This window comes from Streptomyces sp. CB02009 (genome assembly GCF_001905825.1).
Lineage (GTDB): Bacteria > Actinomycetota > Actinomycetes > Streptomycetales > Streptomycetaceae > Streptomyces.
The window spans coordinates 338,009-354,722 of the sequence record NZ_LIVV01000005.1; the positions used below are offsets into that span (position 1 = coordinate 338,009).

General features: G+C 73.7%; 11 protein-coding genes. 3 read left to right on the forward strand and 8 right to left on the reverse strand.

Annotated features, from left to right (window positions below; all coding sequences use genetic code 11):
* The first annotated feature begins 142 nt into the window (after positions 1–142).
* Entirely contained in the window at positions 143–1,486 is a 1,344-nt protein-coding gene (locus tag AMK27_RS21015; RefSeq protein ID WP_073910440.1) for a PspC domain-containing protein, read from the forward strand.
* Positions 1,473–1,733 carry a hypothetical protein gene (locus AMK27_RS21020; RefSeq protein ID WP_073910442.1) on the forward strand — a complete coding sequence of 87 codons (261 nt, stop codon included), beginning with the start codon at positions 1,473–1,475 and terminating at the stop codon, positions 1,731–1,733. Before AMK27_RS21015 ends, AMK27_RS21020 begins: the two co-directional genes overlap by 14 nt.
* On the opposite strand, the gene AMK27_RS21025 is transcribed toward AMK27_RS21020, so the two are convergent.
* From AMK27_RS21025 to guaA, 4 genes are all read right to left on the reverse strand, one after another.
* On the reverse strand, positions 1,643–2,242 hold the full coding sequence (locus AMK27_RS21025; protein ID WP_073910445.1) for a DoxX family protein: 600 nt from the start codon (positions 2,240–2,242) through the stop codon (positions 1,643–1,645). The two genes, AMK27_RS21020 and AMK27_RS21025, sit on opposite strands and share 91 nt — an antisense overlap.
* Positions 2,243–2,335: 93 nt before the next feature.
* Positions 2,336–3,568: a hypothetical protein gene (locus tag AMK27_RS21030; protein ID WP_445194864.1), complete on the reverse strand. Its 1,233-nt coding sequence runs from the start codon at positions 3,566–3,568 to the stop codon at positions 2,336–2,338.
* A gap of 176 nt (positions 3,569–3,744) precedes the next feature.
* Positions 3,745–4,533, reverse strand: a complete 789-nt coding sequence (locus AMK27_RS21035; protein WP_073910452.1) for a class II aldolase/adducin family protein — start codon at positions 4,531–4,533, stop codon at positions 3,745–3,747.
* Between the two features lie 137 nt (positions 4,534–4,670).
* Positions 4,671–6,263, reverse strand: coding sequence for a glutamine-hydrolyzing GMP synthase (gene guaA, locus AMK27_RS21040; protein ID WP_073910456.1), 1,593 nt, complete (start codon positions 6,261–6,263; stop codon positions 4,671–4,673).
* A 321-nt stretch (positions 6,264–6,584) separates the two neighbouring features.
* Between guaA and AMK27_RS21045 the strand changes: the two genes are divergently transcribed.
* Positions 6,585–6,878 carry a chorismate mutase gene (locus AMK27_RS21045; protein WP_073910460.1) on the forward strand — a complete coding sequence of 98 codons (294 nt, stop codon included), beginning with the start codon at positions 6,585–6,587 and terminating at the stop codon, positions 6,876–6,878.
* 728 nt (positions 6,879–7,606) lie between these two features.
* Here AMK27_RS21045 and AMK27_RS21050 read toward each other — a convergent pair.
* The 4 genes from AMK27_RS21050 to AMK27_RS21070 form a co-directional block, all read right to left on the reverse strand.
* Positions 7,607–9,418, reverse strand: coding sequence for a GMC family oxidoreductase (locus tag AMK27_RS21050; RefSeq protein WP_073910464.1), 1,812 nt, complete (start codon positions 9,416–9,418; stop codon positions 7,607–7,609).
* Between the two features lie 53 nt (positions 9,419–9,471).
* Complete coding sequence (locus AMK27_RS21055) at positions 9,472–11,136, reverse strand: succinic semialdehyde dehydrogenase (RefSeq protein ID WP_073910467.1); 1,665 nt, start codon at positions 11,134–11,136, stop codon at positions 9,472–9,474.
* A gap of 144 nt (positions 11,137–11,280) precedes the next feature.
* The gene (locus tag AMK27_RS44190; protein ID WP_274535748.1) at positions 11,281–13,140 is read right to left on the reverse strand and encodes a serine/threonine-protein kinase; all 1,860 of its coding nucleotides are present in this window, start codon (positions 13,138–13,140) and stop codon (positions 11,281–11,283) included.
* 136 nt (positions 13,141–13,276) lie between these two features.
* Positions 13,277–16,582 (reverse strand): protein kinase, encoded by a 3,306-nt coding sequence (locus AMK27_RS21070; protein WP_073910474.1) that lies wholly within the window; start codon positions 16,580–16,582, stop codon positions 13,277–13,279.
* Between the last annotated feature and the right edge of the window lie 132 nt (positions 16,583–16,714).

Here is a 16,714-nt window from a genome sequence, read left to right on the forward strand (position 1 = left end):
ACGTTCGGCCCGCCCTGGACATCAGGGTCGGCCCTGAGATCGCCCCCGGTACGGCCTCGGGGGCGGTGCGGCACCGAATATCAGGGTCGGGCCAGGGTCGGCACCGGTGCCGCTGGGCGTCACGGGCCGTCACCATGGACGCATGACGAGTTCGATGCCTTCGCAGCACGAGGCCCCGCCGCCGGCGGAGGCCGTCTCCGCCCGTCCGCTGCGGCGCTCGCGCGGCGGCAAGGTCGTGGGCGGTGTCTGCGGTGGCCTCGGCCGGTACTTCGACCTGGACCCGGTGATCTTCCGGGTGGTGGTCGGTGTGCTCGCGGTGCCGGGCGGTCTCGGTCTGATCTTCTACGGCTTCGCGTGGCTGCTGATCCCGGCCGAGGGCGAGGACGAGAACGAGGGGCGCAGGCTGCTGACCGGCCGCGTGTCCGGCGGCACGCTGGCCGCCGTGCTCATGGCGCTGGTGGGCTGCGGGGTCTTCCTGTCGATGCTGCACAGCGGGTCGATGCTGGGCTCGGCCCTGCTGGTGGCGTTCGCGCTGTCGTCTGCGGCGGTCTGGTCGCGCCACCGGCAGGCCGGCGCGGTGGAGGCGGAGGGGCGGGCGGACGCGGCGACGGCCTCCCGGCCGGTCGCCGAGGCCCCGCCCGAGACCAAGGCCCCGCCGCTCGCCGAGTTCCCCTCGTGGTGGCGGGACCCGATCGTCAAGGACGGCTCGACGGGCAAGGTGGCCGTCGGCTACCTGTGGGGTCCGCAGGGCATCGTGGACCAGGACGGCCTGGTGGACGGCGAGGTCCCGAAGCCGGGAGCCCGGTGGAAGGCCGGCTCCGCTCCCGGGCGCCCGAAGCCCTCGATCCGGCGGAGCCCGCTCTCCATCGGCGGTCTCGTCTATCTGCTCGCCATGGCCGCGGCGGTGATCGGCACCTCCCTCACCTGGGAGAGCGAGCCGCTGGGCACGAGCCTGCAGACCGGTCTGGTCGCCGCGCTCGCGGTGTTCGGCCTCGGTCTGGTCGTCAGCAGCTTCCTCGGCAGGACCGGGTTCGGCACGGTCTTCCTCACCGTGGTCACGGCGGGCCTGCTCTCCCTGACGACGGCGGTGCCCGGGCAGATCACCACGGAGTGGATCCGCGAGACGTGGAAGCCGGCGTCGGTCTCCGCCGTGCAGCCGCGCTACGAGCTGGGGACCGGGGTCGGCACGCTCGACCTGTCGGCGCTCGCGGTCCCGGCGGGCACGACCGTGTCGTCGTCGATCGAGGTCGGCGCGGGGCAGCTCAGGGTGATCGTCCCGAAGAACGCGGTCGTGAAGGTCCACGCGCAGGTGGGACTCGGCGACCTGCAGCTGCCGGGCGAGCCGGCGGACGACATCGACGTCGCGCCGGACCGCGACGTGACCCGGACGTTGGCCCCGCCGGCCGGGACCGCCCCGGCGGGCACCCTCGACCTCTCTCTCAAGGTCAGCATCGGACAGGTGGAGGTCACCCGTGCTGCTTCATGAGTTCCGCCCCGGCAGGATGATCGCCGGCCTCACCGCCCTCGCCCTGGCCGGGCTCTACGCGGGCGACGCCACCGGGGCCTGGACGACCCCGTGGTACGTCGTGTTCCCGGTCCTCTTCGGCGGGCTGGGCACGGCCGGGCTGGTGACCTGGATCGTCTACCGGGTGCGGCGCCGTTCGGCGAGGAGCCGGTCGAGCGACAGCACCGACGCCCCGGCCAGCACCAGCGGCAGCCAGGCCATCAGATAGGCGAGGTCGTTGCCGAGGTAGTACGGGTTCACCTGCCAGCTCACGGTCAGCCAGAGACTCAGGGAGATGAGGGCGCCGCCGAGCGCCGCCACGCGGGCGAAGAGGCCCACCAGGGTCCCGATGCCGACGGCGAGCTCCCCGAGGGCGATGGCGTAGCCGAACCCGGCCGGGTTCTTCAGGGCGAGGTCGACCAGGGCGGGGACGGCCGAGCTGTCGCGGACGCCGGTCATCATTTCGCCGATGGAGCCCGTGCCGGAGTCGGCGAAGAAGGCCGAGTCGGTGAGCTTGTCGAACGCGGCGTAGACGAAGGTGACGCCGAGGAAGATCCGGAGCGGAAGGAGGGCGTAGCGGGAGCCGAGCGCCTTCCACCGGTCGAGCGCGCCGGCGGCGCCGCCCCGGCCCGCGCCGCGCGGGTCGGCCGCGTCCCGGGTGCCGTCGGGGCCGCTCGTCCCGCCCGCGCCACCGGTCCCGCCGGCCGCGCCGTCCGCCCGGTCCGCGTGTCCCGTCATCGTCGGCCACCTCTCCTCGCCCCGTACGACTCTTCGCGGAACGATTCTCCTCGCCCGGCCCGCGAAGGGATACGGGAAGGAGGGCCGGAGGGATCAATCCACGACGTCGATCGCGACCCGGTTGGTCTCGACGCCCGCCGCGGTCACGACCGAGACCTCCACCCGGCCCGGTTCCACGTCCACCGGGAGGGGGACGGTCAGGGCGGCGTCGGTGGGGTTGGCGAAGCCGCCCGGGACCGGGACCAGCGGCACATGGGCGTGGACCGCGCCGATACGGACGACCAGACGGGTCAGCGGGTCGGGTGCACCGGCCCCGGGCGGGACGAAACCGCAGCCGCGGATCTCGATGTCGTCCCCCGTGCGGATCGGGGCGTCGAGGTCCCCGGCCTCCCGTGACCTGACCACGGAGTGGATCGTGGGGCGGACTCCCTCGGTGCACTTCGCGGCGAGGTGCCAGACGGCGGAGACGCCGACGAGGAGCACCAGGGACCAGGGCACCGCCGGGAGCCCGGCCGGGTCGTGGGCGAGGGCGACGGCCGTCAGGACCAGCGCGGACCCGGCGACCAGGACGTACTGGACGTCGGCGAGCGCGGCCCGGCCGCTGTCGTCGCAGAGCAGGTCGGCGGCGCGCGGCCGGTCGGCGCGGACCTTCTGGAGCCGGCGGGACGCGATCCCCGCCGCGACGACGAACCGGGCGGTCACGGTGACGGCCGACACCAGGGCGAGCACGGTCAGCAGCCCGGCGCCCCGGGCGAGGCCGAAGGCGGGCGCGCCCGGTGACTGGAAGGCCAGGAGGACCAGGGCGTAGCCGAGGAGGAGGAGCCAGGCGGCGGCGACGGCGCGGGAGGTGGAGAGCCGGTTGTCCTCGCCGATCAGCGGGGCGAGCAGTCCGCCCCGGGAGCGGTGGGCGTGGGCGGCCGCGCTGAGCAGGACGGCGAGGACCACGGCGGTGCAGAGGCCGGCCGTCCGGGCGACGGTCCAGCCGTCGCCGACGGCGGTGAGGGCCTGGCCCAGGAGCAGGAGGACGACGGCGCCCCAGACCGCGGCGAGGCCCCCGCGCCGTACCCGGTCGAACCACGCCACGCCGGCCTCCCGGCCGTGCGCGGCCACCGCACGGGCGGACTGGGCGAGCTCGTCGGACACCCATTGGCGGGCGGCGACCGGGGAGTGGGCGACGGCCGCGGGGACGCCGTGCCCGGCGGCGAGTTCGTCGCGCCGGGCGAGGAAGGCGGCGACGGCACGCCGGTGGCCGGTCCGTCCGCAGTGGGCGCAGCCCGCGCAGGCCGTCGCGTGCTCGCCGTGCTGTCTCGCCTCTTGAACCGCCACGGTGCTCACTTCCCGAGCTCACTTCACGACACGTACCGGTGCGCCCCGGAGAGTCAACCAGCCTTTGTTTCCTGGGAATTGTGTCGTACCGACGGCTCCCGCGCTGCCGCGTGCGCCCCGCCGGAGGGTGATTGCCGTGCCGTCGCATTGACGTACAGAAGGGTGAGGCGATGGTGTTACGACAGGAGTTCGGGCTCCGTGCGGCTGATCCTGCGCCAGAGCGGCTGGTAGTTGATCCAGGCGACGAGGTCGCTGCCGAGCTGCTCGCGGGTCGCGACGGCCTCGCGGTGGTCGATCAGGACCGGTTTCCCGGCCGCCCGCGCGGCCAGCTGCACCTGGGCGCAGCGCTCCAGGGCGATGAACCACCAGGCGGCCGCGTCGACGGAGGCGCCGACGGTGAGCAGCCCGTGGTTGCGGAGCACGATCGCCTTGAACGGGCCGAGCGCGAGGGCGATCCGGCGCCCCTCCTCCGGGTCCACGGTGACGCCGGTGTAGGCGTCGTAGAGGGCGTGGTCCTGGTAGAAGGCGCAGGCCTCCTGGGTGATCGGGTCGAGGAGTTCGCCGAGCGAGGCGAGGGCCCGGCCGTGGAGGGAGTGGGTGTGGGCGACGGCCACGGCGTCGGGACGGGCCCGGTGGACCTGGGCGTGGACGGTGAACGCGGCCTGGTTGACGTGCTGCCCGCCCCGGACGACCTGCCCGTCGCCGTTGACCAGGACGAGGTCGCTCGCGGAGATCTCCTCGAACGGCGCCCCGAAGGGGTTCACCCAGTAGCAGTCGGGGAGTTCGGGGTCGCGGGCGCTGATGTGGCCCGAGACGCCCTCCTCGTAGCCCAACCGCCCGAAGACCCGGAGCGCGCCGGCGAGCCGCTGTTTGCGGTGGACGCGCTCCTCCTCGGCCGTCGCGTGGACGGGCGGCATGGCGAAGTGGAGCCGGTCGACGGGAACGGGGTCGGGTATCACGCTCATGCGCCGGAAGGTAATGCCCGGCCGGTCAAGTCACCAGAGTCCGGACGCCATGGAAAGACGCCCTCCCGAGGGGCGGACACAGCGAAGCCGCCGCCCCCGGGTGGCGGGGCGGCGGCTTCGGACGTCTGCGGGAGGGACTACTCCCACTCGATGGTACCCGGGGGCTTGCTGGTGATGTCGAGGACGACCCGGTTGACGTCCTCGACCTCGTTGGTGATGCGGGTCGAGATCCTGGCCAGCACGTCGTACGGCAGGCGCGACCAGTCGGCCGTCATCGCGTCCTCGGAGGAGACGGGGCGCAGCACGATCGGGTGACCGTAGGTGCGGCCGTCGCCCTGGACGCCCACGGAGCGGACGTCGGCGAGCAGGACGACCGGGCACTGCCAGATCTCCCGGTCGAGACCGGCCGCGGTGAGCTCCTCGCGGGCGATGGCGTCGGCCTCGCGCAGCAGGTCCAGGCGGTCCTTGGTGACCTCGCCGACGATGCGGATGCCGAGGCCGGGGCCGGGGAACGGCTGGCGCTGGACGATCTCCTCCGGCAGGCCGAGCTCCTGGCCGACCATGCGGACCTCGTCCTTGAACAGCTGGCGCAGCGGCTCGACGAGCTCGAACTCGATGTCGTCGGGGAGGCCGCCCACGTTGTGGTGCGACTTGATGTTGGCGGTGCCGGTGCCGCCGCCGGACTCGACGATGTCCGGGTAGAGGGTGCCCTGGACGAGGAACGCGACCTCGGGGCCCTCCTCCTGGAGGATCTCCAGCTGCGCCTGCTCGAAGACGCGGATGAACTCACGGCCGATGATCTTGCGCTTGGTCTCCGGGTCGGAGACGCCGGCGAGGGCGGTGAGGAACCGCTCCTGCGCGTCGACGACCTTGAGGTTGACGCCGGTCGAGGCGACGAAGTCCTTCTCGACCTGCTCGGTCTCGCCCTTGCGCATGAGGCCGTGGTCGACGTAGACGCAGGTGAGCTGGGAGCCGATGGCCTTCTGCACGAGCGCGGCGGCCACGGCGGAGTCGACGCCGCCGGAGAGGCCGCAGACGGCGCGCTTGTCGCCGACCTGGGCGCGGATGGCCGCGACCTGCTCCTCGATCACGTTGCCCGTGGTCCAGCTCGGCTCGATGCCGGCGCCGCGGTAGAGGAAGTGCTCCAGGATCTGCTGGCCGTGCGTGGAGTGCAGCACCTCGGGGTGGTACTGGACGCCGTAGAGCTTCTTCTCGTCGTTCTCGAAGGCGGCGACCGGTACGACGTCCGTGGACGCGGTGACGGCGAAGCCCTCGGGGGCGGCGGAGCAGGCGTCGCCGTGCGACATCCACACGGACTGCTCGACCGGGGTGCCCTCGAAGAGGGTGGAGCCGGCCTTGGAGACGTGCAGCGGCGTCCGGCCGTACTCGCGGGCGCCCGTGTTGTCGACGGTGCCACCGAGGGTCGTCGCCATCAGCTGGAAGCCGTAGCACATGCCGAAGACGGGGACACCCGCCTCGAAGATCGCACGGTCGAGACGGGGGGCGTTCTCGGCGTACACCGAGGACGGGCCGCCGGAGAGGATGATCGCCTTCGGGTTCTTGGCCAGCATCTCGGCCACCGGCATGGTGGACGGGACGATCTCGCTGTAGACCCGGGCCTCACGGACGCGGCGGGCGATGAGCTGGGCGTACTGGGCGCCGAAGTCGACAACGAGGACTACGTCCGGGTTGGTGACGTCGGGCGCGGCAGCGGGGGTCGCTGATGACACTACGGCGGCCTTCCGGCGGTAGGAGGAGGGTCCCCCGAAGGGGGGTGCTATTTGTCGATTCTACCGGCGCGCCGGTGGCGCTTTTCGTCTCACCATCCGAACCCGGGTTGGCCCCGGCCTGTCACCGGGGTCCATACTGTCGCCATGCGCGAGCTCACGACCTTCGTCTTTACCTATGGCAACCGGCCCACCGGCTGCCATGGTCGTGCTGCTTGAGCAACTGACAAGCGACTTCCCAGGCGCCCCGGGCTGACAGCCCGGGGCGTTCTGCGTTCCCGGGCCGGTTCACCCCGGGGCATCCGACACCCCAGGAGCCCCGCCATGACGACGAACACCGCCACCCCCGAGAAGACCGGCGCCCGCACCGACGAGGCGGCGACGCTGATCGGCGACGCCCGCGACCGCATCGACGCGCTCGACGACCGGATCATCGGCCTCATCCAGGAACGGGTGGCAGTCTCGGCCGTCATCCAGGAGGCGCGGATCTCCTCCGGCGGCCGCCGGGTGAACCTGGCCCGCGAGATGGAGGTCCTCGGCCACTACAGGGACGCCCTCGGCAAGCCGGGCACGGCGCTGGCGATGACGATGCTGGAGCTGTGCCGGGGCCGCATCTGAGCGTGCGCGCGTCACCGGCCGCGCTCCCGCAGCCGCGCGCTCCCCGCGGCCGGGCGTGCGCTCGCGCGGCCGGGTGCGACACCGCCGCTGAGCGTGCGCTCGCGTGTCCGGGTGCGTCCCCGGATCTGAGTTCGGGCCCGCTCTCACCCGTACGGCGCGTGACCGGCCGAGCGTCGGCTTCGTTGGTCCGGGTGTCCGTGCCAGCCAGGGGCGGGCCCGCAAGAAACCACGCGTGGCTTCGCTGGGGCGTGTGGCGTACCTCCGGTACGTCGTGGGACCTCGCACCAGCGCTTGTGACCGGACAGCAGGGGACAGCAGCCCGGTCACCCAGAAGGAGCGGTCGGCCCCGGGGACGCTCGGGGCCGGCCGCAACCGGCTCTTCCGGTCGCGGCCCCCGCGACCGCCTGCACAGTGCGAACCCCTCGGATCCCCCTCCCACGCGGCGCAACCCCCCGGCGCCGCCCCGCTCGGCACCGCCGCTGCCCTGACACCGGTGCCGACCCCAAGGGCCCCGTGCCGCGACCGGAATCGCGCCACGGGGCCCTTGTCCGCGCTCCCATCTCAGACGTGACGCGCGTCACACGAAGATCCTGCGCAACCGCTACAACCTTCCCCGCCGGTCGCCGGTCATCTATGCAGCAACACCAAAGCTGGTGGGGGCGCTGCACTCGGAGGGGGGTGCAGCGCCCCTTACCTGTCTCGGCCGCCGTGCGGCCGGCCGCACCGGTTCACGACGCCTTCGGCGGAACCACCGGCATCCCCAGGAACGGCAGCCGCAGCGCGCCGAAGGCCTCGGCCGGGACCACCGGGGACTTGGGCTCGACCGCCGCGACCCGTACGTACGCCTCACCCTGCCGCGGCCGCGGGTCCTCCTCGCCCTTGTTCGGCCAGAAGGACATCGCCCGCTCCGCCTGCGCGGTGATCGTCAGCGACGGGTTCACGCCGAGGTTCGCGGAGACGGCCGCGCCGTCGACGACGGAGATTCCCGGGTGCCCGAAGAGCCGGTGGTACGGGTCGATGACACCGGACGCGGCGTCGGCGCCGATCGGGCAGCCGCCGAGGAAGTGCGCGGTCAGCGGGGTGCCCATCAGCTCGCCGACGTTGGAGCCGGCGAAGCCGTTGATCTCCTCGGCGAGGAGGGTGGCGGCCCGGGTGGCCGCCTCGATCTGCGTCGGATTGGGTGCCCCGTGGCCCTGGCGGGCGGTGAGCAGGCCCTTCCCGATGCCGCCCGGCTTGCGGTAGGTGGTCAGCGAGTTGTCCAGGGACTGCATGACGAGGCCGATGATGGTCCGCTCCGACCAGCGCCGGTTGGACAGCGCGCGGGCGGCGAGCCCGGGGTGCTTGACGAGTTCGAGCAGCCACCTGCGGACCCGGTGCGCGCCGTACGGCACCTGGAGGACCGTCAGCGCGCCCATCGAGTTCGAGCCCTTGCCGTACCGGACGGGCTCGATGTGGGTGTTCTCGTCGGGGTGGATCGAGGAGGTGATGGCGACGCCGCGGGTGAAGTCGGCCCGCTCCTTGCCGTGCTTCCTCCGGTAGCGCCGGTCGGTGGTCTGCGAGCCGACGAGACCCTCGGAGTTGGTGCGGGTCAGCTCGCCGAGCCGGTCCGAGACGCGGGGCAGGAGGCCGGTGTCCTTCATCCGGTGCAGCAGGGTCTGGGTGCCGTACGTGCCGGCGGCGATGACGACCTTGCGGGCCGTGAAGGTACGGCCCTTGCCCTTCCTCCGGTTGTCGGAGGGGAGGGTCCTGACGGCGTACCCGCCCCGCGAGTCCTCGGTGACCGCGACGACCGAGGTCATCGGGTGGACGGCGGCGCCCGCCTTCTCGGCGAGGTGCAGGTAGTTCTCGTTGAGGGTGTTCTTGGCGCCGTGCCGGCAGCCGGTCATGCACTCGCCGCACTCGGTGCAGGCCTTGCGGGAGGGGCCGGCCCCGCCGAAGAACGGGTCGGGCACCTCGCCGCCCGGCTTCGCCTTCGCCGTGCCGTCGCCGTCCTGCCCGTCCCCGAAGAACACCCCGACGGGCGCCATGTGGAAGGTGTCGCCGATGCCCATGGCCTGCGCGGTCGCCTTGAGATGGACGTCCGACGGGGTCATGGTCGGGTTGATCCGGACGCCGAGCATGCGCTTGGCCTGGTCGTAGTAGGGGCTCAGCTCCTCGCGCCAGTCCGTGATGTCCTTCCACTGCGGGTCGTCGAAGAACGGCGCGAGCGGCTCGTAGAGGGTGTTGGCGTAGTTCAGGGAGCCGCCGCCGACACCGGCGCCCGCGAGCACCATCACGTTGCCGAGCAGATGGATCCGCTGGATGCCGTAGAGGCCGAGGGCGGGGGCCCACAGGAAGTTCTTCACGTCCCAGGAGTTCTTCGGCAGGGTCGCGCGGGTGAAGCGGCGCCCGGCTTCCAGGACGCCGACCCGGTAGCCCTTCTCGGTGAGGCGGAGCGCGGTGACCGAGCCGCCGAAGCCGGAGCCGACGACGAGGACGTCGTAGTCGTACGCCTCGTCCTCCGCCTGCTCCTGATTTTGGGAAGGGGGTACCGCGGTCATGGCTCTCCTCGTACGAAAAGGGGGCGGTCGGGATGGGGAGGCGCGGCGCCGGCTCAGCGCAGGCGCAGGGCCTTCATCGCCTTCAGGGACGCGCTCATGAACGCGGCGTACTTCTCGTCGTCCATCCCGAAGGAGGGCGCGAGCGGGATCAGCCGCTGCTGGGCGACCGTCTGGGCCTCGGTGTACTTGAGGATGCCCTCGGAGCCGTGGCGCCGGCCGAGCCCGGAGTCCTTCATGCCGCCCATCGGGGACTGCACGCTGCCGTAGGCGGGGGCGTACCCCTCGTTGATGTTGACGGTGCCCGTGCGCAGCCGGGCCGCGACCGCGTGGCCCCGGCGCGAGTCCTTCGTCCAGACGGAGGAGTTCAGTCCGTACGGGGTGGCGTTGGCGAGGTCGACGACCTCGTCCTCGTCGCGGAAGCGGTAGATCGAGACGACCGGGCCGAACGTCTCCTCGCCGCAGACCGCCATCGGGGCCTCGACGCCGTCGAGGATGGTCGGCTCGAAGAAGAGGGGGCCGATGTCGGGGCGGGCGACGCCGCCGGCGACGAGCGTGGCGCCCTTGGCGACGGCCTCCTCGACGTGCTTCGTGACGGTCTCCAGCTGGCGGTCTCCGACGAGCGAGCCCATGTCGGCGCCGTACGCGAGGGAGCTGCCGAGCCGCATGGCCCTGGTACGGGCGGCGAAGCGCTCCAGGAAGGCCTCGGCGACCGACTCGTGCACGTAGAGGCGCTCGATGGAGATGCAGAGCTGGCCGGCGGAGGAGAAGCAGGCGCGGACGGCTCCGGCGGCGGCCTTCTCGATGTCGGCGTCCTCGAGGACGAGCATCGCGTTCTTGCCGCCGAGTTCGAGCGAGACGCCGACGAGCCGGGCGGCGGCGCCCTGGGCGACCTCGCGGCCGGTACGGGTGGAGCCGGTGAAGGAGACGTAGTCGGCGTGCTTGACGACCTCGGGGCCGACGACCGGGCCGTCGCCGAGGACGACCTGGAAGACCTCGGCGGGCAGTCCGGCCTCGATGAGCAGGTCGCGCGCCCACAGGGCGGTGAGCGCGGTCTCCGTGTCGGGCTTCATGACGACGGCGTTGCCCGAGACGAAGGCGGGGAGCGCGTCGCCGACGGAGAGTTCGAGCGGGTAGTTCCAGGGGGCGATCTGGCCGACGACACCGCGCGGCTGGCGCAGCTCGGTGACCTTGGTGAGGGTCGGCACGACGCCGGTGTGACGGCGGGGCTTCAGGTACGAGGAGGCCTTGCGGCCGTAGTGGCGGGCGGCGACGGCGACCGCCTGCACCTCCTCGTGGGCGTGCAGGCGCGCCTTGCCCGTCTCCAGCTGGATGAGGTCGAGGACCTCGGACTGGCGCTGGAGGACGAGGTCGTGGAAGCGCAGGAGGACGGCGGCGCGGGCCCTGACCGGGGTGGCGGCCCAGGCCGCCTGGGCGCCACGCGCGCGCGTGAAGGCCTCGGCGACGTCCTCGGGGGTGGACTCGGGCAGGTCGGCCAGCTTCGCCCCGGTGAACGGGGTGTGGTTGGCGGTCCGGCCGGAGCCGACGACACCGCGTGTGAGCCGGGCGACCACCTCGGGCGTCACGACGTCGGCCGCCGTGCGGGCGCCGGCGGGCGCGGGCGCGACCGGATTGGTCGCCCCGGCGGGCGCGGCCGCTCCGGCCTGCGCGGCGGGGGCGTCGGGAACCGAGGGGGCGGCGGGGGCCTGCGAGTCCGTCATGGGCCCGAGCGTAGGCGCCGTTCCGCCCTTTGGGTACCCGTCGGTAACGCGTTTTCACCGGGCGCCCACATCGCGCCAGCGATCACTGGCACATAAGCCCTGATCAGGGGCTTACGGCTGTGAAGAGGCCCGTGCCGGAGATTCTCACGGGGTTCGGTCGCCCGGGGCCCGCCAGTGCTGGAGGACCACGTCGAACTGCTCTCGGGTGGTCTCCCAGCTCGACTCCGGGGACGACATGTAGATCGCGTACTCCGTGCCGTCCTCGGCGTAGTACATGAGGTCGATCGCGTGCCGGGGCCCGGGGAAGTCCCGCTTCTCCGTCCAGGTGAACTCCCACAGGCTGGAGCGGACCTGGTCGCGGTAGGTGGTCTGGCCGAGCTTGACCCGGGTGTACTCCATCCGCTTCGCGACGATGCGCTCCAGGTCGAGCGCGTGCATGTACGGGTTCTCGAAGTCGGGGCTGGGGTCGATGTTGATCCGGATGCGGTGGCGGCCGTTGTCCGGGGTGTAGTCGATGTTGTCGCCCTCCGTCTGCCGCTTCCAGCCCTTCGGCACGACGATGCTGAAGCCCTCCCGGTCCTCGACGCGGTGCCAGCCGTCCGGGATGTCGCCCGCGGCGGCCGGGGTGGTGGCGGGGGCGGAGCCGGTGGCCGTGGGCCGTCCGCCGGCGCCCGGGTCGCCGCCCGATTCGTTCATGGCGGCGAAGACCGCGCCGCCCGCGACGAGGCCGGCGAGCAGCGCGGCCAGGACGGCGGTACGCCAGCTCCGGCCGGAGCCCGAGCCGGAGGCGGCGGGGACGGGGGTGCCGGCGGGCGGCACGACGGTGGGCGGGGAGGACTGCCCGTGGGTGCCGTGGGTGCCGTGGGTTCCCTGGGCGCCGTGGGTTCCCTGGGGCGAGTGGGACTGCTGGGAGGGCTGGGGCGAGCGGGGCTGCTGGGACTGGTGTGGCTGGTGGGAGCGATGGGTCTGGTGGGGTGACTGGGCCGCCTGGGGCCACGGCGTCGTGCCGGACGGGGTCGTGGTCCGCGCCGTGCCCGTCGGCCCCGGGCCGTCGGACTCCTCCCCCAGCGTGACGAGGTCGTGGCCGGAGACGGAACCGTCCCCGGTCGGGTCCAGGTCGTCCCGCGCCACCCGCTGGGTCGGTACGTACGCCTGTGCCGCCGCCGGCGTACGCCCCTCCATCGCGTCGAGCAGCATCCGCCCGGTCTCGTCCGCCAACGGCCGCTGCGCCGGGTCCTTGCGCAGCAGGGCCACGATGACGGGGGCCAGCGGCCCCGCCTTCTCCGGGTACGGCGGCTCCTCGGCCACCACGGCCTGCATGGTGCTGATCGGCGAGGTGCGGCGGAACGGCGACGTGCCCTCCACCGCCGTGTACAGGGTGGCGCCGAGCGACCAGAGGTCGGAGGCGGGACCGGGGTCGCCGCCGCGCACCCGCTCGGGGGCCAGGTAGTCGATGGAGCCGACGAGTTCACCGGTCCGGGTGATCGTCGCGTCACCCTCGATCGCCGCGATCCCGAAGTCGGTGATCAGGACGCTCCCGTCCCGGGCGAGCAGGACGTTGCCCGGCTTGACGTCCCGGTGCAGCACGCCGGCCGCGTGCGCGGCGCGCAGCGCGCCGAGCACGTGCAGCCCGATCCTGGCCGCCTCGTGCGGGTCGATCGTGCCCTTCTCCTTGGCGGCGTCGGCGAGGGAGGGCCCGTCGACGTACTGCATCACGATCCACGGCCGGTCGTCGTGCTCCAGGACGTCGTGGACGGTCACGACACCCGGGTGCGTGATCCGCGCGGCGGCCCGCGCCTCCTTCTGCGTACGGGCGTGCAGCACGAGGCGATCGGCCTCGGCCACGAACCGGCCCGCCGTCAACTCCTTCACCGCCACGACGCGGTGAAGCACCTCGTCGTGGGCGCGCCAGACCTTGCCCATGCCGCCGCGTCCGATGGACTCGCCCAGCCGGTAGCGACCAGCGAGCAGCAGCCCCGCGCCTGTGCTCTGAGAATGTTCCACTTGCCCCCGCCCGTTCCTTCGGATGCCAGGTTACGGAGGGGGGCGGGGGTGGCGGAACCTCGGGGCCGCCATAGGAACAGCACTGTGACCGGGGGCCGATGGGCATTCCGGGCACCCCCTCCCGACACGGTCCCGATCAGCGCCCCGGACGGAACCCCTTCGTGGCCTCGTCGAAGATCTCGGAGACCTTGGCGCGGTCGTTCTTCGGGCCGATGACCTGGACGACGTGGTACCGGCCGCCGTCGATCAGGGCCAGGTTGCGGACGAACACCATGCGGCCCGTGCTGTCCGGCCACAGGTAACTGCCCGTGGCCGTCACCGTCGTACCGATGGTGACCCGGCGCTCGTCCTGCACCTCCCCCCAGCTCGCGGCCGCCCGCAGCGGGTCCAGCTCGCGCTCCCGCGACCGCTGGTACTCCAGCGGGTCGGAGCCGTTGTCGGCGACGCTGTCCCGGCCGGGGACCACGATCATCGTGAAGTCGCCGCTCGTGTACCGCACTTGCCCGACGTCGTTGACCGGACTGCGCCGCCACCCGTTCGGCACGCCGATCCGGAACCCCTCCGGGTCCTGCCGCAGCGTGTACCCCGCGGCGAGGGCCGGGCCCGAGGGGGCTGCGGGCGGGGTGGTGCGCGGGGTCGCCGGTCCGCTGGTCGGCGGGGCCGCGGTCGGCTCCTTCGTCCCGGACGGAGGGCTCGCGGGCGCGGTCGTACGCGGAGCCTGGCCGGCCGAGGGAGTGGCCGGCGCGGTGGGCTCCTCCCCTTCGCCCGACATGAAGAGGACGGCGTACGCGACGGCCCCGCCGAGCAGCAGGAGGACGAGGACCAGCAGCGTACGGCCGAGGGCCTGCGGGGATCCCGGGGGCCGCGAGGACGACGTCCGGCCGCCCCGGGGCGCCTTGGTCGCCCGGGGCGCTCTGGGCGCTCGGGAAGCGCGCTGGGGGATCTCCTCGTGGAACGACTCCTGGAAGTCCTCGCGGTACTCCTCCCGGTACTCCTCGCGGTACTCCTGGCGGGCGTCGTCCCGGAGGTCGTCCCGCACGGGCGCGGGCCCGTACTCGCGCGTGGGGAGGTCGTCGTGACGGGGGTGCGCCTGTGCCGGGGGACGCGGGTCCTTGCCCCGCTTGTGGCGGTGCCGCCCCGCTCCCGCTCCCCCGCGCCGCCGCCGTACGAGCTCGCCGCGCCGGCGCACGATCGGCAGCCGCTTCTCGTCGAAGGACGGCAGCGGGACGACTCCGACACCGGCCTCCGGCTCGGGAGCCGACCGCACCAGGGAGCGCAGCCAGCCGCGCAGCTCCTCGAAGTCGGGTCGCTCGCTGGGGTCCTGGCGCAGCAGGGACTCCACGACCGGGCGCAGCGGGCCGCACTCCTCGGCGAAGGCGGGCGGCTCGGCGCAGACCAGCTGGACGAGCTCGGCGGCACTGTCCTCGGGGTAGGGGGCGTGCCCCTGGACGGCCCGGTAGAGGAGCGCGCCGAGCGCCCACAGGTCGGTGGCGGGACCGATCGGCGGGGCGAGGCGCCAGTTCTCGTGGACGGGACCGGCCTGTTCGGGTGCCCAGCGCTCGGTGACGGCGCCGACGACCGCGATCCGGGTCTGCCGGGCCCGTTCGGCGGCGAGCCGGGTGGTGGGGCCGCGGTCCGCCTGCGCCGGGATCCCGGCCGGCTCAAGGGCCGCTTCCCGCCGTGCGCCGGCGGGCACCGGGAGGCGTGCCGGGTCCGGGGTCGCGGCCGTGTACCCGGCGGGCAGGGCCGGACGGCCCGAGCCGGGCAGCACGGGGCCGCGGCCGGGGCCCGAACCGCCGGCCGGGATCGGCGGGGAGCCGTCCCGGGAGGCGTGCGGGCCGTCGCTCCAGTTGCCGGCCAGCATCACGCGCGGCGGCGGGCCCGGCTGCGGACCCGCGCGGTACGGCTCGTCGCCGTCGTCCTCGTCGTCCTCGTCGTCGTCCGCCACCCGCGCCCACCACTGCGGCTCGGGCGCGCCTGCCGCCTGCGCGGTCGGCGCCGGGGGCGGCTCGGGCGGGTCCGGCGGCGCGGGGCGCTGCACGGGCAGGGCACCGGTCTCGCCGAGCTTGGCGGCCGCGCGCGCACCGGCCCGGTAGGCGGCGATGGCCCCGGCGCGGGCGGCCCGCACGTCGGCGGTGGGCGGCACGGGCGCGGGCTGCGTCTCGGCGGCGGGCGCCGCGGGCAGCGCCCGGCCGTAGGGATCGGAGCCGTATCCGCCGGGGGCGGTTCCGTAGGGGGAGGACGACGCGGAGCCGTCCGGTCCCGATTCGCCGTCGTGCGCCTCAGGTTCGGGGGCGTACGGGTCGGACTCAGGGAGGTACGAGGCGGATTCGGTCTCGTACGGACCGTACGAGGGGAGATACGCACCGGACTCGGTGTCGTACCGGCCGGACTCGGTGTCGTACGAGGCGGACTCGGAGCGGTACGCACCGGACTCGGAGCCGTACGCGCCCGACTCGGCACCGTACGCGCCCGACTCGGGGAGGTACGCCGAATCGCCGTGACCGTACCCGTCGCCGTGGCGGTACCCGTCGCCGTCGCCGTACCCGTCGCCGAGGTCCGGACCCGACCGCTCGGCCGTCTCCGCGGCCGGCTCGTCGAGCAGCTCGTCGCCCCGTTCGTCGGCGGACTCCTCGGCCGCCTCCTCGAACTCGCCCGTCCCGTACGGGAGGTGCCCGTCGGCCTCCTCGTACACCTCCGCCTCGTAGAGCTCGGAGCCGTACTCCTCCGTGCCGTACTCCTCAGCGCCGTACTCCTCGGAGCCGTACTCCTCGGTGTCGTGCCCTCCGCCCCCGTACTCCTCCTCGGGCGCCCGCCATGCCGTCGCGTCCGGATCCTGCTCCGGTACGGGTGCGTAGCCGCAGAGCGCCTCCTCCGCGGCGCCCACCGCGAGGCCCGTCAGGACCACCCGGCCGTCGTCGCAGACGAGCACGGTCCGGGCGGTGATGTTCCGGTGCACCCACCCGTGGGCGTGGAGCGCGCGCAGGGCGGTGAGGACGTCGGCGCCGATCTCGGCCGCGCGGTACGGGTTGAGCGGCCGCTCGGCGAGGAGCGCGGCCAGCGGCCGGGCCGCGATGCGTTCGCTCACTATCCAGAGCGAACCGGCTTCCGCGAAGACGTCGAAGACCTGGTCGAGGAGGGGATGGTCGGGGATCTGCGCGGCGGCCTGGGCCGCCTCGATGGCCCGGCGGACGACGGGCTCGGCCGGGCGGCGGGTGGCCCGCCCCGCGGCGCCGTAGGGACCGGCCGGGCCGCCCTCGCCGTCGAGCACCTCGGCGTCGACGAACTCCGGCAGCGGCACCTGGCGGACCAGGACCTCCTGACCGCTGAACGTGTCGAAGGCGCGCGTCCCGGCCGGGTCGTACGCGTCCGTGTCCGCGTCCGCCGGCGGCAGGGGCAGGCGGTAGCGGTCCGCGAGCACCCTTCCCGCGTAGTCGTCCACGACGCCTCCCCACGCGCGCACGCTGTCCCCCGTGGACCCGCGGACCCCTCGGGATCGGGCGGGATCACGCGAGTCCGACAATTCCGGTCCGGCAGCGTGCAGTTATCGGCTCTGTTCGGCTGCGTTCGGTCC